The organism is Streptomyces sp. Je 1-4 4N24 (assembly GCF_026239515.1).
GTDB lineage: Bacteria > Actinomycetota > Actinomycetes > Streptomycetales > Streptomycetaceae > Streptomyces > Streptomyces nigrescens.
This window is the reverse complement of record NZ_CP110836.1, coordinates 2,060,918-2,076,264: the sequence shown is the minus strand read 5'-3', so window position 1 is coordinate 2,076,264 and position 15,347 is coordinate 2,060,918. Positions and strand designations below refer to the sequence as shown.

Here is a 15,347-nt window from a genome sequence, read left to right as displayed (position 1 = left end):
TATGACCCGAGGGTGAGGACATGGCCGACATCCGTTCCCTGCACGAGGCCGTCGCGGAGCTGATCCATGACGGCGACACCGTGGCGCTGGAGGGGTTCACCCACCTCATCCCGTTCGCCGCCGCGCACGAGATCATCCGTCAGGGCATCAAGGGCCTCACGCTCGCCCGGATGACCCCCGATGTGGTCTACGACCAGCTGATCGGCGCGGGCGCGGCCCGGAAGCTGGTGTTCTCCTGGGGCGGCAATCCGGGCGTCGGTTCGCTGCACCGCTTCCGGGACGCGGTCGAGCACGGCTGGCCCGCCCCGCTGGAGATCGACGAGCACAGCCACGCCGGGATGGCCAACCGCTATGCCGCGGGCGCGGCCCGGCTCCCCTTCGCGGTGCTCCGCGGCTACCGCGGCAGCGACATCCCGGCCCGTACGCCCACGGTCTCCACCGTCGTCTGCCCGTTCACCGGCGAGGAGCTGGCCGCCGTCGCCGCCCTCAACCCGGATGTCACGGTCATCCATGCGCAGCAGGCCGACCGGGCCGGCAACGTCCAGCTGTGGGGCCTGACCGGGGTGCAGAAGGAGGCGGCGCTCGCCGCCCGGCGCGTGCTGGTCACCGTCGAGGAGATCGTCGGCACGCTGGAGCCGCGCCCCGGCGCGGTCGTCCTGCCCACCTGGGTCGTCGACGTGGTCGCGCTCGTCCCGGGCGGCGCCCATCCGTCGTACGCGGCCGGCTATTCGGTCCGTGACAACGCCTACTACCGGGAGTGGGACGGCATTTCACGTGACCGGGCGGCGTTCGGGCGGTGGCTGGCGGAGTGCGTGCGGGGGGAGCGTGTGCCGGGAGGGGAGGGGTCACCGGTGCGGGGAGCGGCCGTGGAGGACGTGGCCGAGGGGCGCGCCTCCGGCTCCGGCCCCGAGGGGCGTGCCTCCGGCCCCGGCTCCGAGGGGCGTGCCTCCGGCTCCGGCTCCGAGGGCGCCCCCGACTGGACCCCCGACGAGCTGATGGAGGTCAACGCCGCCCGTGCGCTGGCGGGTGCGCGGACCTGCTTCGTCGGGATCGGGCTGCCCAGTACGGCCGCCAACCTCGCCCGCCGTACGGTCAATCCGGACCTGGTGCTCGTCTACGAGTCCGGCACCCTCGGCTCCAAGCCGACCCGGCTGCCGCTGTCCATCGGGGACGGCGAACTGGCCGACACCGCGGACTCGGTGGTGTCGGTGCCGGAGATGTTCAACTACTGGCTGCAGGGCGGGCGGATCGACGTCGGCTTCCTCGGCGCCGCGCAGGTCGACCGGTTCGCCAACATCAACACCACCGTCGTCCACCGCGGCCCCGGCAGGCCCGAGGGGCGGCTGCCCGGCGCGGGCGGCGCCCCCGAAATCGCCGCCAGCTGCGGGCAGGTGCTGATGGTCCTGCGGCACAGCCCCCGCAGCTTCGTCGGTGCGCTGGACTTCGTGACCACCCTTGGCCACGGCGGCGGCCCCGGGGACCGGGCGGCGCTCGGACTGCCCGGCGCCGGTCCGGCGGCGGTGATCACCGACCTCGGCGTGCTGCGCCCCGACCCGGTCACCGCGGAACTCGTCCTCACCGAACTGCACCCGGGAGTGACGCTCCAACAGGTCCGGGCGGCCACCGGCTGGGACCTCAAGGAGGCGGACCGGATCGGCGTCACCGCCCCGCCCACGGCCGCCGAACTCGCCGCGCTGCGGGCCCTGAAGGCGGCGACCTCGGACGGACAATCGCCCAGGGGGGAGACCCCCGGGATCCGTACGGGCGCGACCCTTGATTCCCGCAGGGGCGAGACCCCGGTTACCCGTACGGCCGACAGCCCCCGAGCTCCTACGGCCGGCACCCACCGCTCCCGTAACGACGCCTGATGCTCATCGGCCGCCTCCGGGACGGCTGTACGTCATCGAAGCGTCCCCCTCCTTAAGACCGCCGCGACTGCCCCCGCCCCGCACACGTCCCGCCGCCCCGCGGCCCGCGTCCGCCCGGCTCACCGGACCCGCACCGTGCCCCCCACCGCAGGGAGATACCGCCCATGGCCCTGACCCCGCCCACCCCGTCCGGCGACGCTCCTGTCCCGGCGTCTCCGTCGGTCGCCGCACCCCCGCCCCGCCCCGCGCCCGGCGCCCCGCAGCTCCCCACCCAGGCCGACATCAGCCGCGAGATCGCCGCCCGGCACACCGCCGCGGAACGGGACCGGGCGGCGGGCGCACCGGCCCCGGACCACCCCGCCCGGGACTTCGCCCCCTACCGCAGCACCACCGCGCGCCACCCCCGCCGCCCGCCCGTCGAGATCGACCACCGCGCCGACCCGGAGGCCGTGGAGCTCGGCGGGCCCGCCTTCGGCGTCACGGACGTCACCGACCTGGACGCCGACCTCACCCGGCAGCACACCGGCGAACCGCTCGGCGAACGCATCACCGTCACCGGCCGCGTCCTGGACCGCACCGGCCGCCCCGTACGCGGTCAGCTCGTCGAGATCTGGCAGGCCAACGCCGCCGGCCGGTACGCCCACCGGCGCGACCGGCACCCGGCCCCGCTCGACCCCCACTTCACCGGAGTCGGCCGCTGTCTGACCGATGACGCGGGCCGGTACGCCTTCACCACCATCAAGCCCGGCGCCTACCCGTGGCGCAACCACCACAACGCCTGGCGCCCGGCCCATATCCACTTCTCGCTCTTCGGATCGGCCTTCACCCAGCGGCTGATCACCCAGATGTACTTCCCCGGAGATCCGCTCCTCCCCTACGACCCGATCCTCGGCTCGGTCACCGATCCCGCCGCCCGCGCCCGTCTGGTGGCCGCCTACGATCACGAACTGAACCTCCCCGAAAGGTCCTTGGGCTACCGCTGGGACGTGGTCCTGGACGGTCCGTCCGCCACCTGGATCGAGGAAGGCCGCTGATGCCCCGCGCCACCACCCGCCCCGACCGGTCCGGCACCACGGCCGGCGCGCCGTCCGGGCCGCTCGCCCCGACCCCCGCACAGACCATCGGGCCGTTCTACGGCTACGCCCTCCCGTTCCCGGACGGCGCGCAGCTCGTCCCGGCCGGCCACCCCGATACGGTCACCGTGCACGGCTGTGTACGGGACGGCGCCGGCGACCCGGTGCCGGACGCGCTGCTGGAGTTCTGGCAGGCGGGCCCGGACGGCAGCCGCACGGGCGCACCCGGTTCGCTGCGCCCGGATCCGGCCACCGGCGCGCTCCTCGGCCGCAACGGTGTGGACTTCACCGGCTTCGGCCGGGTCCCCACCGACGCCGACGGACGCTATGCCGTCCGCACCCTGCCGGCCACCGCGCCCGCCGGGCGCCCGGACGCCGCGCCGTACCTCGCCGTGTGCCTCTTCGCCCGCGGACTGCTCCACCACCTGTTCACCCGCGTCTACTTCCCCGGGCACCCGACGGCCCACGCCACCGACCCGCTGCTCGCGCGGCTGCCCGCGGACCGCGCGGACACCCTGCTCGCCCGCCCCGACGGCCCCGGCCGGTACCGCTTCGACATCCGGCTGCAGCGGGCGGAGGACGGCACACACGAGGAGACGGTCTTCCTTGCCTTCCGATGATCTGTCGTGGACCGCGCCGCCCCAACAGTGCGACGAGACAGCCGACATGGGGCTGCTGGCGCCGTCCTGGGCCGGCTCCGCCGTGGCCGGCCTCACCGGTGACGCCGGGTATCTGCGTGCCCTGCTCGACGCCGAGGCCGCGCTGACCCGTGCCCAGGCCGCCCTGGGGCTCGCACCGCAGTCGGCGGCCGCCGCCGTCACCGCCGTGGCCGCCGAGCCCCACCGCCACGACCCGCGTACCCTCGCGCTGCGCGCCCGCGCCGCGGGCAACCCCGTGGTCCCGCTCGTCGCCGATCTGACGGCCGCCGTCGCCAACCGCGACCCCGGGGCCGCCGCCTACGTCCACCGGGGCGCCACCAGCCAGGACATCCTGGACACCGCCACGATGCTGGTCTGTGCCCGCGCCCTGGACACCGTCCTGCCGGACCTCGCCCGCACCGCCGCCGCGCTGCGCCGTACCGCCGCGGAACACCGTGACACCCCCATGGCGGGCCGCACCCTCACCCAGCACGCGGTGCCGACCACCTTCGGCCTCAAGGCGGCGGGCTGGCGCAGCCTCGTGCTGGACTCCCATGACCGGCTGGCATCCGTACGCGCCGCACTGCCGGTGCAACTGGGCGGCGCGGCCGGCACCCTCGCGGCCTTCCACGCGTACGCGGAGGCCGAGGGCGGGCAGCCCCCCGCTCCCGACCTGGGGAGCAGGCTCCTCGCCCGCTACGCCGCCGAGACCGGACTCGCCGCACCGGCCCTGCCCTGGCACACCCTGCGCACCCCGGTCGCCGATCTCGCCGGTGCGCTGGCCTTCACCGCGGGCGCCCTCGGCAAGCTGGCCGCCGATGTCCTCACCCTGTCCCGCACGGAGCTCGGCGAGTTGACCGAGGGCAGCGGCGGCGGCTCCTCCGCCATGCCGCACAAGGCCAACCCGGTGCGCGCCACGATGGTCGCGGCCGCCGCCCGGCAGGTCCCGGGCCTCGCCGCGGTGCTGTACGGATCGCTGGCCGCCGAGGACGAACGCCCGGCCGGCGCCTGGCACGCCGAATGGCAGCCGCTGCGGGACGCCCTGCGGCTGACCGGCGGCGCGGCCCGGGACGCCGCCGAACTCACCGCGCACCTACGGGTCCACCCACACCGCATGCGGCAGAACCTCGACGCGACCGGCGGTCTGGTCGTCACCGAACGCCTGGCCGCCGCCCTCACGGCCCTGACCGGCCGCGCCGAGGCCCGCCGCATCCTGGACACGGCGGCCCGGCGCACCGCGGAGCGGGACATCGAACTGCCCGCGGCGCTGGACGAGGCGCTGAACGAGGCACTGCCCGTGGCCCCGGGCGAGGACCGGCCCACGGCCCCGTGCGAGGACCGGCCCGCCCCGTCCGACGACCCGCCCGCCCCGCGGGGTGCCCCGGCCCTGTCCGCCGCGCGGCTGCGTCAACTCCTCGACCCCACCGGCTACTTGGGCTCCGCCGGCGCCCTCGTGGACCGCGCGCTGGAACGTCCCGAGCACCCCGCACAGGAGTCCCCATGACCCACCCGCCCGCCACCCCGCTCCCGCACCACACCGTGGACGGCCCCGAAGACGCCCCGCCGCTCCTCCTGGGCCCCTCGCTCGGGGCCTCGCTCGCCGTCTGGGACCCCCAACTCCCATCCCTGGCACGGCACCACCGCGTCATCCGCTGGGACCTCCCCGGTCACGGCGGCACCCCCACCGGGGTGCTGGGTGCCGGGCCCGCCCCCACCACCACCGTCCCCGGCCTGGCCCGGCTGGTTCTCGGCCTCGCCGACTCCCTCGGCATCGACCGGTTCGCCTATGCCGGGATCTCGCTCGGCGGCGCCGTCGGGGCCTGGCTCGCCGCCCACCACTCCGAGCGGATCGCCTCGCTCGCCCTGATCTGCTCCTCCGCACGGTTCGGCGAGCCGGCGGGCTGGCAGGACCGGGCCGCGCTGGTACGGGAAGCGGGGATCGGCCCGATCGCCGAGGCCGCCGCGAGCCGCTGGTTCACCCCGTCCTTCGCCGGCTCCCCGCAGGCCACGGCGCTCCTCGATGCGGTGCGCCGGTCGGTGGCGCCGGCGGGCTATGCGGCCTGCTGCGACGCCCTCGCCGCCTTCGACCTGCGCGCCGGCCTGGCCCGGATCACCGCCCCCACGCTCGTCGTCGCGGGCCTCGCCGACCCGGCCACCCCGCCCGCCCACGCCCGCGAACTCGCCGACGGCATCGCGGACGTCCGCCTGCTCGAACTGTCCGGCGCCGCCCACCTCGCCAACGTGGAACGCCCCGCCCCGGTCCTGGCCGCCCTCCTCGGCCACCTCGCCGCACACCCGGACAGCGGCCTCGTGGCCACGGCCCCCGGCGCACCGGCACCGCGCCCCGCGGAAGGAACAGCCCAGTGACGCACCCCCGCCACACCACGGTCGGCATCATCGGCGGCGGCCCCGCCGGGCTGCTGCTCGCGCGGCTGCTGCACCGCTCCGGCATCGACTGCGTCGTCCTGGAGAGCCGGGACCGCGCCTACGTCGAACGGCGCCAGCGCGCGGGCATCCTGGAACAGGGCACCGTCGAGGTGCTGCGCGCCTGCGGGGCGGGGGAGCGGATGGACCGTGCGGGCCTGGTCCACGACGGCATCGAGCTGCGCTGGAACCGGCGCGCCCACCGCCTCGACCTCCCCGCGCTGACCGGCGGCCGCCAGGTGATGGTCTACGCCCAGACGGAAGTGGTGAAGGACCTGATCGCGCTGCAACTCGCGGACGGGGCACCGCTGCTGTTCGGGGCGCAGGCGCTCGCGGTGACCGGCGCGGACACCGGCCGGCCCGGCATCCGCTATCGCCACCAGGGCCGCGAGCACACCCTGACCTGCGACTACGTCGTGGGCTGCGACGGGTTCCACGGTGTGGCCCGGCAGGCGCTACCGGAGAGCACACGCCGTACGTATACGCGCAGCTACCCCTACTCCTGGCTCGGAGTGCTCGCCGAGGTCCCGCCCTCCCACGACGAGTTGGTCTACGCCCACTCCGCACGCGGCTTCGCGCTGTTCAGCATGCGTACGCCGACCGTCAGCCGGCTCTACCTCCAGGTCCCCAACGGCACCGACCCGGCCGACTGGCCCGACGACCGCATCTGGGACGAACTGGAGGCCCGCGGCGCGATCGACGCCCCCTGGAAATTGGCGCGCGGGCCGCTCACCGCCAAGGCCGTTCTGCCCATGCGGAGTTCGGTCACCGAACCGATGCGGTACGGGCGGGTCCTGCTGGCCGGCGACGCGGCACATATCGTGCCGCCCACCGGGGCCAAGGGCCTCAACCTGGCGGTCGCCGATGTCACCGTCCTGGCCCGCGCCCTCGACCGGCTGCACCGCACCGGCTCCACCGAACTGCTCGACGCCTACTCCGACACCTGTCTGCGCCGGGTCTGGCGGGCCGAACACTTCTCGTACTTCATGACGACGGCCCTGCACACCGCCCCGGACCAGAGCCCGTTCGACACCCGGCTGCAGCTCGCCCAGCTCGACCGGATCGCCGGTTCGCCGCACGCCGCCGCCGAACTGGCGGAGAACTACACGGGGCTGCCGCTGCCCTGAGGCCCGTTCGCCGGCTCCTGCCGGTAGCGCACCAGCAGCATCGCCGCGTCATCGTGCAGCGGCCCCTCGACATGCTCGACCAGGTCCTCGCGCACCGAGCGCAGCGCGGCCTCCGGGTCGGGGTCCTTGAGCAGCGCGGCCCGTTCGTCGAGGGGGTAGAAGCGGTCCGCCGCATCGCGGGCCTCGGTCACGCCGTCGGTGTAGAAGAGCAGTTGGTCGCCAGGTGTGAACGGCACCTCGTAGGGGACCGGGGTCACGGCGCCGTGCAGGGTGAGGCCGAGCGGCGGGGCGCGGTCGGGCGGTGCGGCGAAGCCGACCGTGCCGTCGGGGCGGACCACCAGCGGCGCCGGATGGCCGAAGTTCAGCAGGGTGGCCCGCGGACCGTCACCGATCTCGGCGAGCACCGCCGTGACGAACCGTTCGCCGGACAGATGGCGGTTCAGCGCCCGCTCGACCCGCTCGCCGACGGCGGGCAGATCAGGTTCGTCGTGCGCCGCCTCCCGGAACGCACCCAGCACCACCGCCGCGCTCTCCACGGCCTCCAGGCCCTTGCCCTGCACATCGCCGACGATGATCCGCACCCCGGCGGGCGAGGTCACCACCTCGTACAGATCACCGCCTATCCGGGCCTCGGCCACCGCCGAGGTGTACGAGACGGCGATCCGCAGCGGGCCCGCACCGCGCGGCACCGGGCGCAGCAGTACCCGCTGGGCGACCTCGGCGATCGAGCGGACACTGGCCAGCTCCGCCTCACGGCGCTGCCGCGTCACCGCGGCGACCACTCCGGCCGCGGTCACTCCGGCCACCGACAGCAGGGCGGTCAGGCCCCGCCGGCTGTCGAACAGACCGTTGTAGACGCCCAGGCCGAGGCAGAGCACGAACGCCGTCAGCCCGACCACGGCCGTCCGCCGCCAGCCGCCGACCAGCCCCGCGAACGCCGGCCCCAGCGACACCAGGGGCAGGAACCCGACCCCCGGGCCCGCGGTGAGATCGACCGTGGTGACCACGGCCATGACCGCGTACGGGAGCACGGCCAGCACACGGGAGCGGGTGCGCTGCTCCCCGTTCTCCACGGCCAAGGTGTTCTCCGACGGTGTCAGGTGAAGTGATCGGGCAAGGGGGCCGTCGGCCGTCGGAGTGTCCGAAAGCGGCCCCCGACCTCCGGCCTGAGCATAGGCAACATATGCCGTACCGAAATACCTCAAATGCGTGCTGTTACCGAATCGCAGTGGCGTGCACGGCCGGAAAGCGCCCCGCGCTCCTGACTTCCGGGCCGAACGACTGACTGTTGTGGCCTGCCCCGCCGCGGTGTCCGGCGAATCACCGCAGGTCGGGTTGAGTGACGGCTGTGTGGCGGCCAGGCGCCCTCCGTACCGGGCGGGTTGTCCTGACGGGACCGAAAGGAGCAGCTTGTGGAAGGTGTACCCCCGGACGTCTGGAAATGGGGCGTCGACCGTACGCCCGACCCGAAGCGCGAGCCCGGACCGATCAACCTCCAGCGGTACGCGTTCGTACCGGCCTACGCCGGGATCGCCACGTTCTTCGGGCTGCCGCTGTGCCTCAACCCGGACGACCTGCGTGCGGGTCAGGTCGATGTGGCAGTCGTGGGAGCGCCGGTGGACATGTCCACCGGGCACCGGGGGGCGGCCTACGGGCCGCGTGCGATCCGGGCCGACGAGCGGATCCTGCCGCACACCCCGCAGATGCTCGTCAATCCCAGCACCCGGATCAAGCCCTTCGAGGAGCTGACGGTGGTCGACTACGGCGATGCCGCGGTGGACCCGTTCAGCATCGACAACTCCATGGAGCCGATCCGCACTCTGGTCCGCGAGGTCGCGGAAACAGGCGCGATCCCGATCGTGCTCGGCGGGGACCACTCGATCCTGTGGCCGGATGCCGCGGCGATGGCCGATGTGTACGGGGCCGGCAAGGTCGGGGTGATCCACTTCGATGCGCATCCGGACTGCTCGCACGACCTGTTCGGCCATCCCGTCTCGCACGCCACACCGGTCCGCCGGTTGATCGAGGACGAGCACATCCCCGGGCGCAACTTCATCCAGATCGGTCTGCGCAGCGCGATCGCGCCCGACGACACCCTGTTCGACTGGATGCGCGAGCACGGATTGCGCGCGCACTTCATGGCCGAGATCGACCGGCGCGGATTCGACCTGGTCCTCCAGCAGGCCATCGACGAGGCGTTGGACGGGCCGGAGTATCTGTTCGTGTCGCTGGACATCGATGTGCTGGACCCGGCCTTCGCACCCGGAACCGGCACACCGGAGCCGCCCGGCCTGACGAACCGCGAACTGCTTCCCGCCCTCCGCCGGATCTGTCATGAGACGCCGGTCGTGGGCATGGACGTCGTCGAGGTCGCACCCCACCTCGATCCCGGTTACACCACGACGATGAATGCCCGCCGCGCCATCTTCGAGGCGCTGACCGGGATCGCCATGCGCCGTAAGGGCCTGCCCGGTCCCGCCTATCTGGACCCGGAGGTCGCCGGACCGCCGCCGGGGGAGCAGCCATAGCCCGCACCCCGGACGGCCGTTGCCGCCCGCCCGCGCCCAGTGTGCCGCTGCTGCTCATCAACCACCCTCTCCACACCAGGTGGTGACGGTACGTCAGGTGCCTGGAAGGGGGTGGTCAGGCGAGGTAGGGGCGGGTCGAGTTCACCCGGCCGGGGCGCAGGATGCGGATCGGGCCGAGGTTGCACGAGGGGCAGTCGGCGCGGGTCAGCGGGGAGGCGACACGGACGCCCCGGGTGAAGTAGTCGGCGCGCCGGTGGCCGGCCAGATCCGTGGTGTGCCGGATCTCGTACTCCTCTTCCCAGCCGTGTCCGCAGTGCAGACAGACGAACGCATACGCCTCGTGAACCGTCTCGGTGTCCCGTTCCATGATCACCACGCCCTTTCCCCGGGCCACGGCGCTCCCGCCAGGCCGGATGCTTGCCGCACCTTCCATTATTGCGCTCGGCAACGGCGATGGCGGGGGCAGATTTCCGGGCCGCCACCGGGCTCGCCACCAGGCACGATGCCCTCACCGGGCCTAAAGGCGCCATGGGGCGACGCATACCGCGTACCGCGGCCCGCCGGGTCGGCCAGGGCGGCCGGGTCCGGCGACGACGCTCTCGACCAGGACGTCGAAGAGGTGATCGCCGCGGTGCTGACCGCATCCCGGATGCTGGTCGGGGTCTCCGTCCGGGCACTCGGCCGGACCGCGCCCTCGCTCACCCTGCCCCAGCCGCGGGCCCTGGTGGTGCTGGACGGCCGGGGCCCGGTCAAGCTCGCCGCGCTGGCCGATGCGCTGGGCGTCAATCCGTCCACAAGATCGCCACGATCGTGTCCCGGCTGCCGGCCGACCGGCGCACTGGGCTCGTCGAGGCGCTGCATGCCCTCACCGACGCGGCGGACGAGCCGCCCGCGCCTCCGCGTCCTGCACCGCCCCCCGAACCGTCGGCTCCGTAGGGGCGGCGGGCCCCGGCATCAGCTCCGGTGCTGCGCCAACGCCTGGTACACCGCCCTGACCAGCCCGGCGTTGCGCGGATCCTGGCCCGTCGTGCCACCGCCGTACTTGTTCATGGTGTACGCGTACGACAGCCGGTTCTCCGGATCAGCGAAGGCGAACGAGCCGCCCGCGCCACCGTGCCCGAACGCCCCTGGATTGGGCCCCGCCTGACCTTGGTGGTTGAGCATGAAGCCCAGACCCCAGCGGTGCTCGTACCCCGCCGGGGCGAGCGCATCGATCGTCAGATCACGCTCACCCGGCAGGCTCTGCGACCGGCGCATCGCCTCCAGGGTGCCGGGCCCCACGAGCGTGCCGCCCGCGAGCGCGCCGTACACCGTCGCCAGCCCGTGCGCACCGGCATGGGCATTGCCCGCCGGGATCTCGGCCGACCGGTAGGCGGCACTGTTGACGTCCCCGGTGGGGATATAGGTCAGCGCCAGCATCACGATGGCCAGGGGGTGGTCGGCGAGCGACCGGAACGGCGGCTTCGGTACACCGGGGAACTGCTCGGCGATCCGCGCCTCGTCCAGCTGCCCGACCATGTCGGCACAGCGGGCGTGCTCCTCGGCGGGGGTGCCGATGAACACCCGCGCGCCCAGCGGCCCGGTGATCTCGCTGCGCAGGAACGCGCCGAGGGACTGCCCGGTGATCCGCCGTACGACCTCGCCCACGAGGTATCCGAAGGTCACCGCGTGATAGCCCTGCGCGGTGCCCGGCTCCCACCACGGCGATGTGGCCGCCAGGACGGAGCACACCCGGTCCCAGTCATAGGCGTGCCCGGCGGGCAGCGGCTCACGGGGCGCGATCAGGCCCGCACGGTGGCTGAGCAGCCAGCGCACGGGTATGTCCTGCTTGCCGGCCTGCCCGAACTCGGGCCAGTACCGGGTCACCGGCGCATCGAGGTCCAACTCGCCCCGGTCCACGAGGAGATGGGCGCACAGTGCGGTCATCCCCTTGGACGTCGAGTAGACGTTGACCAGTGAGTCGCGCTCCCAGGGGCGGGTCCCGGCCGCGTCCGCGTGGCCGCCCCACAGATCCACCACCGCCTCGCCGTCCACGGTCACCGTGACCGCCGCGCCGACCTCACCGTGCTCGCTGAAGTTCCGCTCGAACGCGTCCCGTACGCCGGTGAATTCCGATGCGCAGTGGCCCTTGACGGTGGCTGGCTCCACAGTGGCTCTCCTCACGTCGTGCCGGTGCGGTCATCCCGGTCCTCCGTACGTGCGTACGGCGTGCGTATCGGATGATCCGTCCAGGTCGATGCCCGTGGCAACGATGTGCGGCCGGACGGCGCAGCGCCGCGTGTCCGGAGAGAGCCGTCGGCGTACGGGCGTGTGGGCACACGGCCGCGCCTCGGCTGCGAGTCCTAGCAGCCGCATCGGACGCTGCGTCCGGATGGCGTCCGTCTGGCGTCCGCATCGTTGTGACAGCTCAGCGGCGGCGCAGTGGTCGACTGGAGACCTGTTGGGACCGGCGTAGGAAGGGCGGGGGAGAGACGTTCGAGGCGGCCGGAGGGGGCAGGGGAGGGGCGGGCCGAGGCGGCCGGGGAGGGCGGGCGTATGGCTGGATTCCGCCGCGGCCGTGATCAATGGCCCGCCCGGCCCGCACCATGGTCATCATGACGGCGACGGAGGGCATGAGGGTGACGGAGAGCGTGACGACGGTGGTGGCGACGACGGTGACCACGGCTGCCGCGGATGCTGCGGATGCTGCGGATGCCGCGAGGATGACGGCTGCGGCGACAGGGACGACCGGGACGACCGGGGCGGGTGCGACGCCCGGGACGGCTGAGATGACCAGGACGGCTGCGGCGACCGGGACGGCCGGGACGGCTGCGGCGACCGGGACGGCCGGGACCGCTGCGGCGACCGGGACGGCCGGGACCGCCGCGGTGACCGACAGCGAGGCCGCACCGCCGACCGGGGCCGGGAGTCCGCTCCGCCCTGTCGAGGCCCTCCTGCTCGTCGACCTCCAGTCGGCGTTCGTCGCGGGGGACGAGGCGGTGCCCGATGCGGCGCGGGTGCTCGACCGGAGCCGTGCTCTGCTCACCCGGGCCCGCGCCGCCGGGGCACTGGTCGTCCATCTGCAGAACGACGGTGAGCCGGGAACCGTCGATGAGCCCCACACCCCGGGCTGGGAGCTCCATCTGCCCGTGGGGACCGAGCCCCGTGAGTCGGTGATCCGCAAGACCCAGGACGACGGCTTCGAGGACACTCCGCTCGGTGCCCTGCTCGACGGCGCCGGGGTCAAGGCCCTGGCGCTCTGCGGGGTGCTCTCCGAGATGTGCGTCAGCGCGACCGCCCGTACGGCCCTGGCCCGCGACTTCCGTGTCGTCCTGCCGCACGACGCCCATGCCACCTACGACATTCCGGCGGCCCCCGGCATCAGCGAGCGGGTGCCCGCGGCGCTGTCCTCGCGGGCCGCGGAATGGGCCCTGGGCGACGAGATCGAAATCGTCGCCCAGGCCGCCGAGGTCACCTTCACGGCCCCTCGGCCCGGCCGGTGAGCCGTCTCCCGTCCCGGGCGGTGAACCGTCTCCCGTCCCGGCCGGTGAACCGTCTCCCGTCCCGGCCGGTGAACAGTCTCCCCTCTCGGCCGGTGAGCCATCTCCGTGCCGGCCGGTGCGCCGTGTCCCCTCCCGCCTCCCGGCCGGTGAACCTGGTCCCACCCCGACCGGCGCATTCCTCCCGCCCTGAGCGATGAATCGGCACTCCGGGCGCGGTCTACCTCACCGACCACACAGGCCACACACCCGGAGGACGCCATGTCTGCCACCTCACCCGCCGCCCCCGCCCCTGCCGCCGTCCAGCCGATGATCGTCACCCCCGACCTCGACCGACTGCAGGCCTTCTACAGCGGGCTGGTCGGTGCCGAGGAGTTCACCCGGGTGCCCGAGGAGGGTCCGGCCTTCTTCGTCGGGCTGCGGATCGGCGGCTCGGAGCTGGGCATCGTGGTGGACCGGAACGTAGAAACCGGCACTCCGACCCGGATCCTGATCAGCATCGTCGTCCAGGACGTCGACGCCCTGCTCGACCGGGTCGGGCCGCTCGGCGGAACGGTGCTCGGCCCGGCCAACGACATGCCCTGGGGTCAGCGGGTCGCCCATATCCAGGACCCGGACGGCAACGCGGTCAACCTCACCCAGCCGCTCTGACCGGCCCCCTGCACCCGCTCCGGACGGTCAGTTCTGGTTCTTCTCCAATGCGTTGATGTACGCGTCCATGAAGTGGTCCCGGACACCGTCGGAGGCGGGCGCCAGCACATCGGCGGTGAGGCCCTGGGCACGGTCGACCAGGCCGCTGATCAACGGCATGGTGTGGTGGATGGCGCCCTGGGTGTCGATGTAGCGCAGTGCGGAGACATGGTGGAAGGCGGGCTCCGGGGGCAGCTGCGGCACGATGTCGTTGTTGTTGACGAAGCGGTACATGCGGTCGGAGAAGGCCGTGTTGAACTCCTTGGACAGCTGCCGGTCGCAGGTGCGTGGCTGGCCGAAGGTGTAGACGCCGTTGGCCGTCACATGCGGCTCCTCGAAATGCAGCCGCGCCCCGGCCAGCATCGCCAGCGCCCCGCCGAGGCTGTGGCCGGTGAACCACACCGTCTGGCGGTTGTCGCGGAAGGCATCGACGGCGGCGCGGACCTGCGGCCATACGGCCTCCAGCGCCTCACCGAAGCCGTAGTGGACATACCCCTTGCCGCCGGGACCGGGCCACGGCGGTGTGGTGGCGTCGGACAGCCAGTCGCGCAGCTTCACCGGCTCCGTCCCCCGGAAGCTGGTGATGATCATGCTGTGTCCGCCGAGGGTGTACGCCTGGGTGTCCTCCAGCGGGAACGGCGGACGGAACGTGGTGTGGTGATGGCGCACCCGGTCGAAGCCCCATTGCCGGGCGGTGGCTTCGATGGTCTGCTCGTCCTTGTAAGCGAGCTCGGAGGCGCGCGCCATACAGAGCGCATGGCGGACGGTGTAGCCGGTGGCTTTCTGGTCGATCGTGGCGCTGGTCAACGAGGGCTCCTCTGGCTGAGGTCGACGATGGCTGCTGCGAGGGCCGAGCGCTGCGCATGAGGCATCTTCGGTCACAGAACGCTCGCACTGACTACACAGCGTAATCCCCCGATCGGTGCCACGCGGTTGCCGCCCGTTCAAACCACTCGTTCGTGCCTCCGGTCGCACACACCGGGCCGCGGGGCGAGCCTGGAAGCGTTCAGCCCCCGGAGGAAGGCCCACAGAGGAAAGGCCCCACAGTGAACAGCGCAGAACAGGCGTCACACACAGAGCACGTATCGGCCGAGGTGATGGTGGAGCTGGAGAGCTGCGCGACGCAGGACGCGCACACCGTCTTCAGTGCGCTGCGTACCTCCTTCAGCTCCGACCGGGCGGCGGACGATGTGCCCGAGGAGGTGGCGGGTGCGGGGTCGACCGTGTGGACCTCGACCTTCGACGTGAGCGAGCGCAAGGCCACGGCCGAGCCCCGTCGGCTGACCGCGCCCGTCATGGTCAGCCTCCAGGGCGGCTACTGGGCCGTCGACCAGCTGTGCAAGGGCCTGGAGTCCGCGTTCGCCGTGCATGTCCTCGGGACGGCCGCCGGCGACCAGGAAAAGGAAGTCGAGCTACGGCTGGAGACCCGCTAGCGGGCCCGCCCCGCCCTCCCGAAGCGGCGGGGCCACCACGACCACGGCGCAGGAAACGGCCGCTCAAGGCAGCCGCCCCCGCGGCCC

At 73.4% G+C, this 15,347-nt stretch carries 14 protein-coding genes and 1 pseudogene; 11 read left to right on the top strand and 4 right to left on the bottom strand.

The window, feature by feature from the left end:
* Positions 1–20: 20 nt before the first annotated feature.
* The 7 genes and pseudogenes from SLV14N_RS08825 to SLV14N_RS08795 form a co-directional block, all read left to right on the top strand.
* Positions 21–818: pseudogene (locus SLV14N_RS08825) on the top strand (CoA transferase subunit A); the annotation flags it as partial.
* 177 nt (positions 819–995) lie between these two features.
* On the top strand, positions 996–1,868 hold the full coding sequence (locus SLV14N_RS08820) for a CoA-transferase subunit beta (protein WP_263273079.1): 873 nt from the start codon (positions 996–998) through the stop codon (positions 1,866–1,868).
* A 164-nt stretch (positions 1,869–2,032) separates the two neighbouring features.
* Positions 2,033–2,902, top strand: coding sequence for a protocatechuate 3,4-dioxygenase subunit beta (gene pcaH, locus SLV14N_RS08815; protein ID WP_263268929.1), 870 nt, complete (start codon positions 2,033–2,035; stop codon positions 2,900–2,902).
* A complete protein-coding gene (gene pcaG / locus SLV14N_RS08810) occupies positions 2,902–3,561 on the top strand; it encodes a protocatechuate 3,4-dioxygenase subunit alpha (RefSeq protein ID WP_208680447.1) in 660 nt (219 codons plus the stop codon). Before pcaH ends, pcaG begins: the two co-directional genes overlap by 1 nt.
* A gap of 46 nt (positions 3,562–3,607) precedes the next feature.
* Positions 3,608–5,083: a 3-carboxy-cis,cis-muconate cycloisomerase gene (gene pcaB, locus SLV14N_RS08805; protein ID WP_263273077.1), complete on the top strand. Its 1,476-nt coding sequence runs from the start codon at positions 3,608–3,610 to the stop codon at positions 5,081–5,083.
* Positions 5,080–5,946 (top strand): alpha/beta fold hydrolase, encoded by an 867-nt coding sequence (locus SLV14N_RS08800; RefSeq protein ID WP_263268928.1) that lies wholly within the window; start codon positions 5,080–5,082, stop codon positions 5,944–5,946. The genes pcaB and SLV14N_RS08800 overlap by 4 nt, the downstream gene beginning before the upstream one ends.
* A complete protein-coding gene (locus SLV14N_RS08795; RefSeq protein WP_263268927.1) occupies positions 5,943–7,130 on the top strand; it encodes a 4-hydroxybenzoate 3-monooxygenase in 1,188 nt (395 codons plus the stop codon). The genes SLV14N_RS08800 and SLV14N_RS08795 overlap by 4 nt, the downstream gene beginning before the upstream one ends.
* Here the strand turns inward: SLV14N_RS08795 and SLV14N_RS08790 are convergent.
* The gene (locus tag SLV14N_RS08790; RefSeq protein ID WP_272578528.1) at positions 7,106–8,143 is read right to left on the bottom strand and encodes a PP2C family protein-serine/threonine phosphatase; all 1,038 of its coding nucleotides are present in this window, start codon (positions 8,141–8,143) and stop codon (positions 7,106–7,108) included. The two genes, SLV14N_RS08795 and SLV14N_RS08790, sit on opposite strands and share 25 nt — an antisense overlap.
* Before the next feature lie 399 nt (positions 8,144–8,542).
* On the opposite strand from SLV14N_RS08790, the gene SLV14N_RS08785 reads away from it, so the two are divergent.
* Positions 8,543–9,658 (top strand): agmatinase family protein, encoded by a 1,116-nt coding sequence (locus SLV14N_RS08785; protein WP_263268923.1) that lies wholly within the window; start codon positions 8,543–8,545, stop codon positions 9,656–9,658.
* Between the two features lie 115 nt (positions 9,659–9,773).
* Here the strand turns inward: SLV14N_RS08785 and SLV14N_RS08780 are convergent, their stop codons facing one another.
* Both SLV14N_RS08780 and SLV14N_RS08770 read right to left on the bottom strand, forming a co-directional pair.
* Positions 9,774–10,052: a hypothetical protein gene (locus tag SLV14N_RS08780; RefSeq protein WP_018088990.1), complete on the bottom strand. Its 279-nt coding sequence runs from the start codon at positions 10,050–10,052 to the stop codon at positions 9,774–9,776.
* A gap of 560 nt (positions 10,053–10,612) precedes the next feature.
* On the bottom strand, positions 10,613–11,806 hold the full coding sequence (locus SLV14N_RS08770; RefSeq protein ID WP_263268922.1) for a serine hydrolase domain-containing protein: 1,194 nt from the start codon (positions 11,804–11,806) through the stop codon (positions 10,613–10,615).
* Positions 11,807–12,525: 719 nt separating this feature from the next.
* On the opposite strand from SLV14N_RS08770, the gene SLV14N_RS08765 reads away from it, so the two are divergent.
* A complete protein-coding gene (locus SLV14N_RS08765) occupies positions 12,526–13,140 on the top strand; it encodes an isochorismatase family protein (RefSeq protein WP_263273076.1) in 615 nt (204 codons plus the stop codon).
* 258 nt (positions 13,141–13,398) lie between these two features.
* On the top strand, positions 13,399–13,788 hold the full coding sequence (locus tag SLV14N_RS08760) for a VOC family protein (RefSeq protein WP_263268920.1): 390 nt from the start codon (positions 13,399–13,401) through the stop codon (positions 13,786–13,788).
* Between the two features lie 27 nt (positions 13,789–13,815).
* Here the strand turns inward: SLV14N_RS08760 and SLV14N_RS08755 are convergent, their stop codons facing one another.
* Complete coding sequence (locus tag SLV14N_RS08755; protein ID WP_208680440.1) at positions 13,816–14,634, bottom strand: lipase family protein; 819 nt, start codon at positions 14,632–14,634, stop codon at positions 13,816–13,818.
* A 239-nt stretch (positions 14,635–14,873) separates the two neighbouring features.
* Between SLV14N_RS08755 and SLV14N_RS08750 the strand changes: the two genes are divergently transcribed.
* Entirely contained in the window at positions 14,874–15,260 is a 387-nt protein-coding gene (locus SLV14N_RS08750; RefSeq protein ID WP_208680439.1) for a hypothetical protein, read from the top strand.
* Positions 15,261–15,347: the final 87 nt, after the last annotated feature.

Coding starts and splice junctions, on each gene's coding strand:
- pcaB (WP_263273077.1), top strand. CDS start 3,608: ATGGGGCTGCTGGCGCCGTCCTGGGCCGGCTCCGCCGTGGCCGGCCTC.
- SLV14N_RS08800 (WP_263268928.1), top strand. CDS start 5,080: ATGACCCACCCGCCCGCCACCCCGCTCCCGCACCACACCGTGGACGGC.
- SLV14N_RS08760 (WP_263268920.1), top strand. CDS start 13,399: ATGTCTGCCACCTCACCCGCCGCCCCCGCCCCTGCCGCCGTCCAGCCG.
- SLV14N_RS08820 (WP_263273079.1), top strand. CDS start 996: ATGGAGGTCAACGCCGCCCGTGCGCTGGCGGGTGCGCGGACCTGCTTC.
- SLV14N_RS08790 (WP_272578528.1), bottom strand. CDS start 8,143: ATGGCCGTGGTCACCACGGTCGATCTCACCGCGGGCCCGGGGGTCGGG.
- pcaH (WP_263268929.1), top strand. CDS start 2,033: ATGGCCCTGACCCCGCCCACCCCGTCCGGCGACGCTCCTGTCCCGGCG.
- pcaG (WP_208680447.1), top strand. CDS start 2,902: ATGCCCCGCGCCACCACCCGCCCCGACCGGTCCGGCACCACGGCCGGC.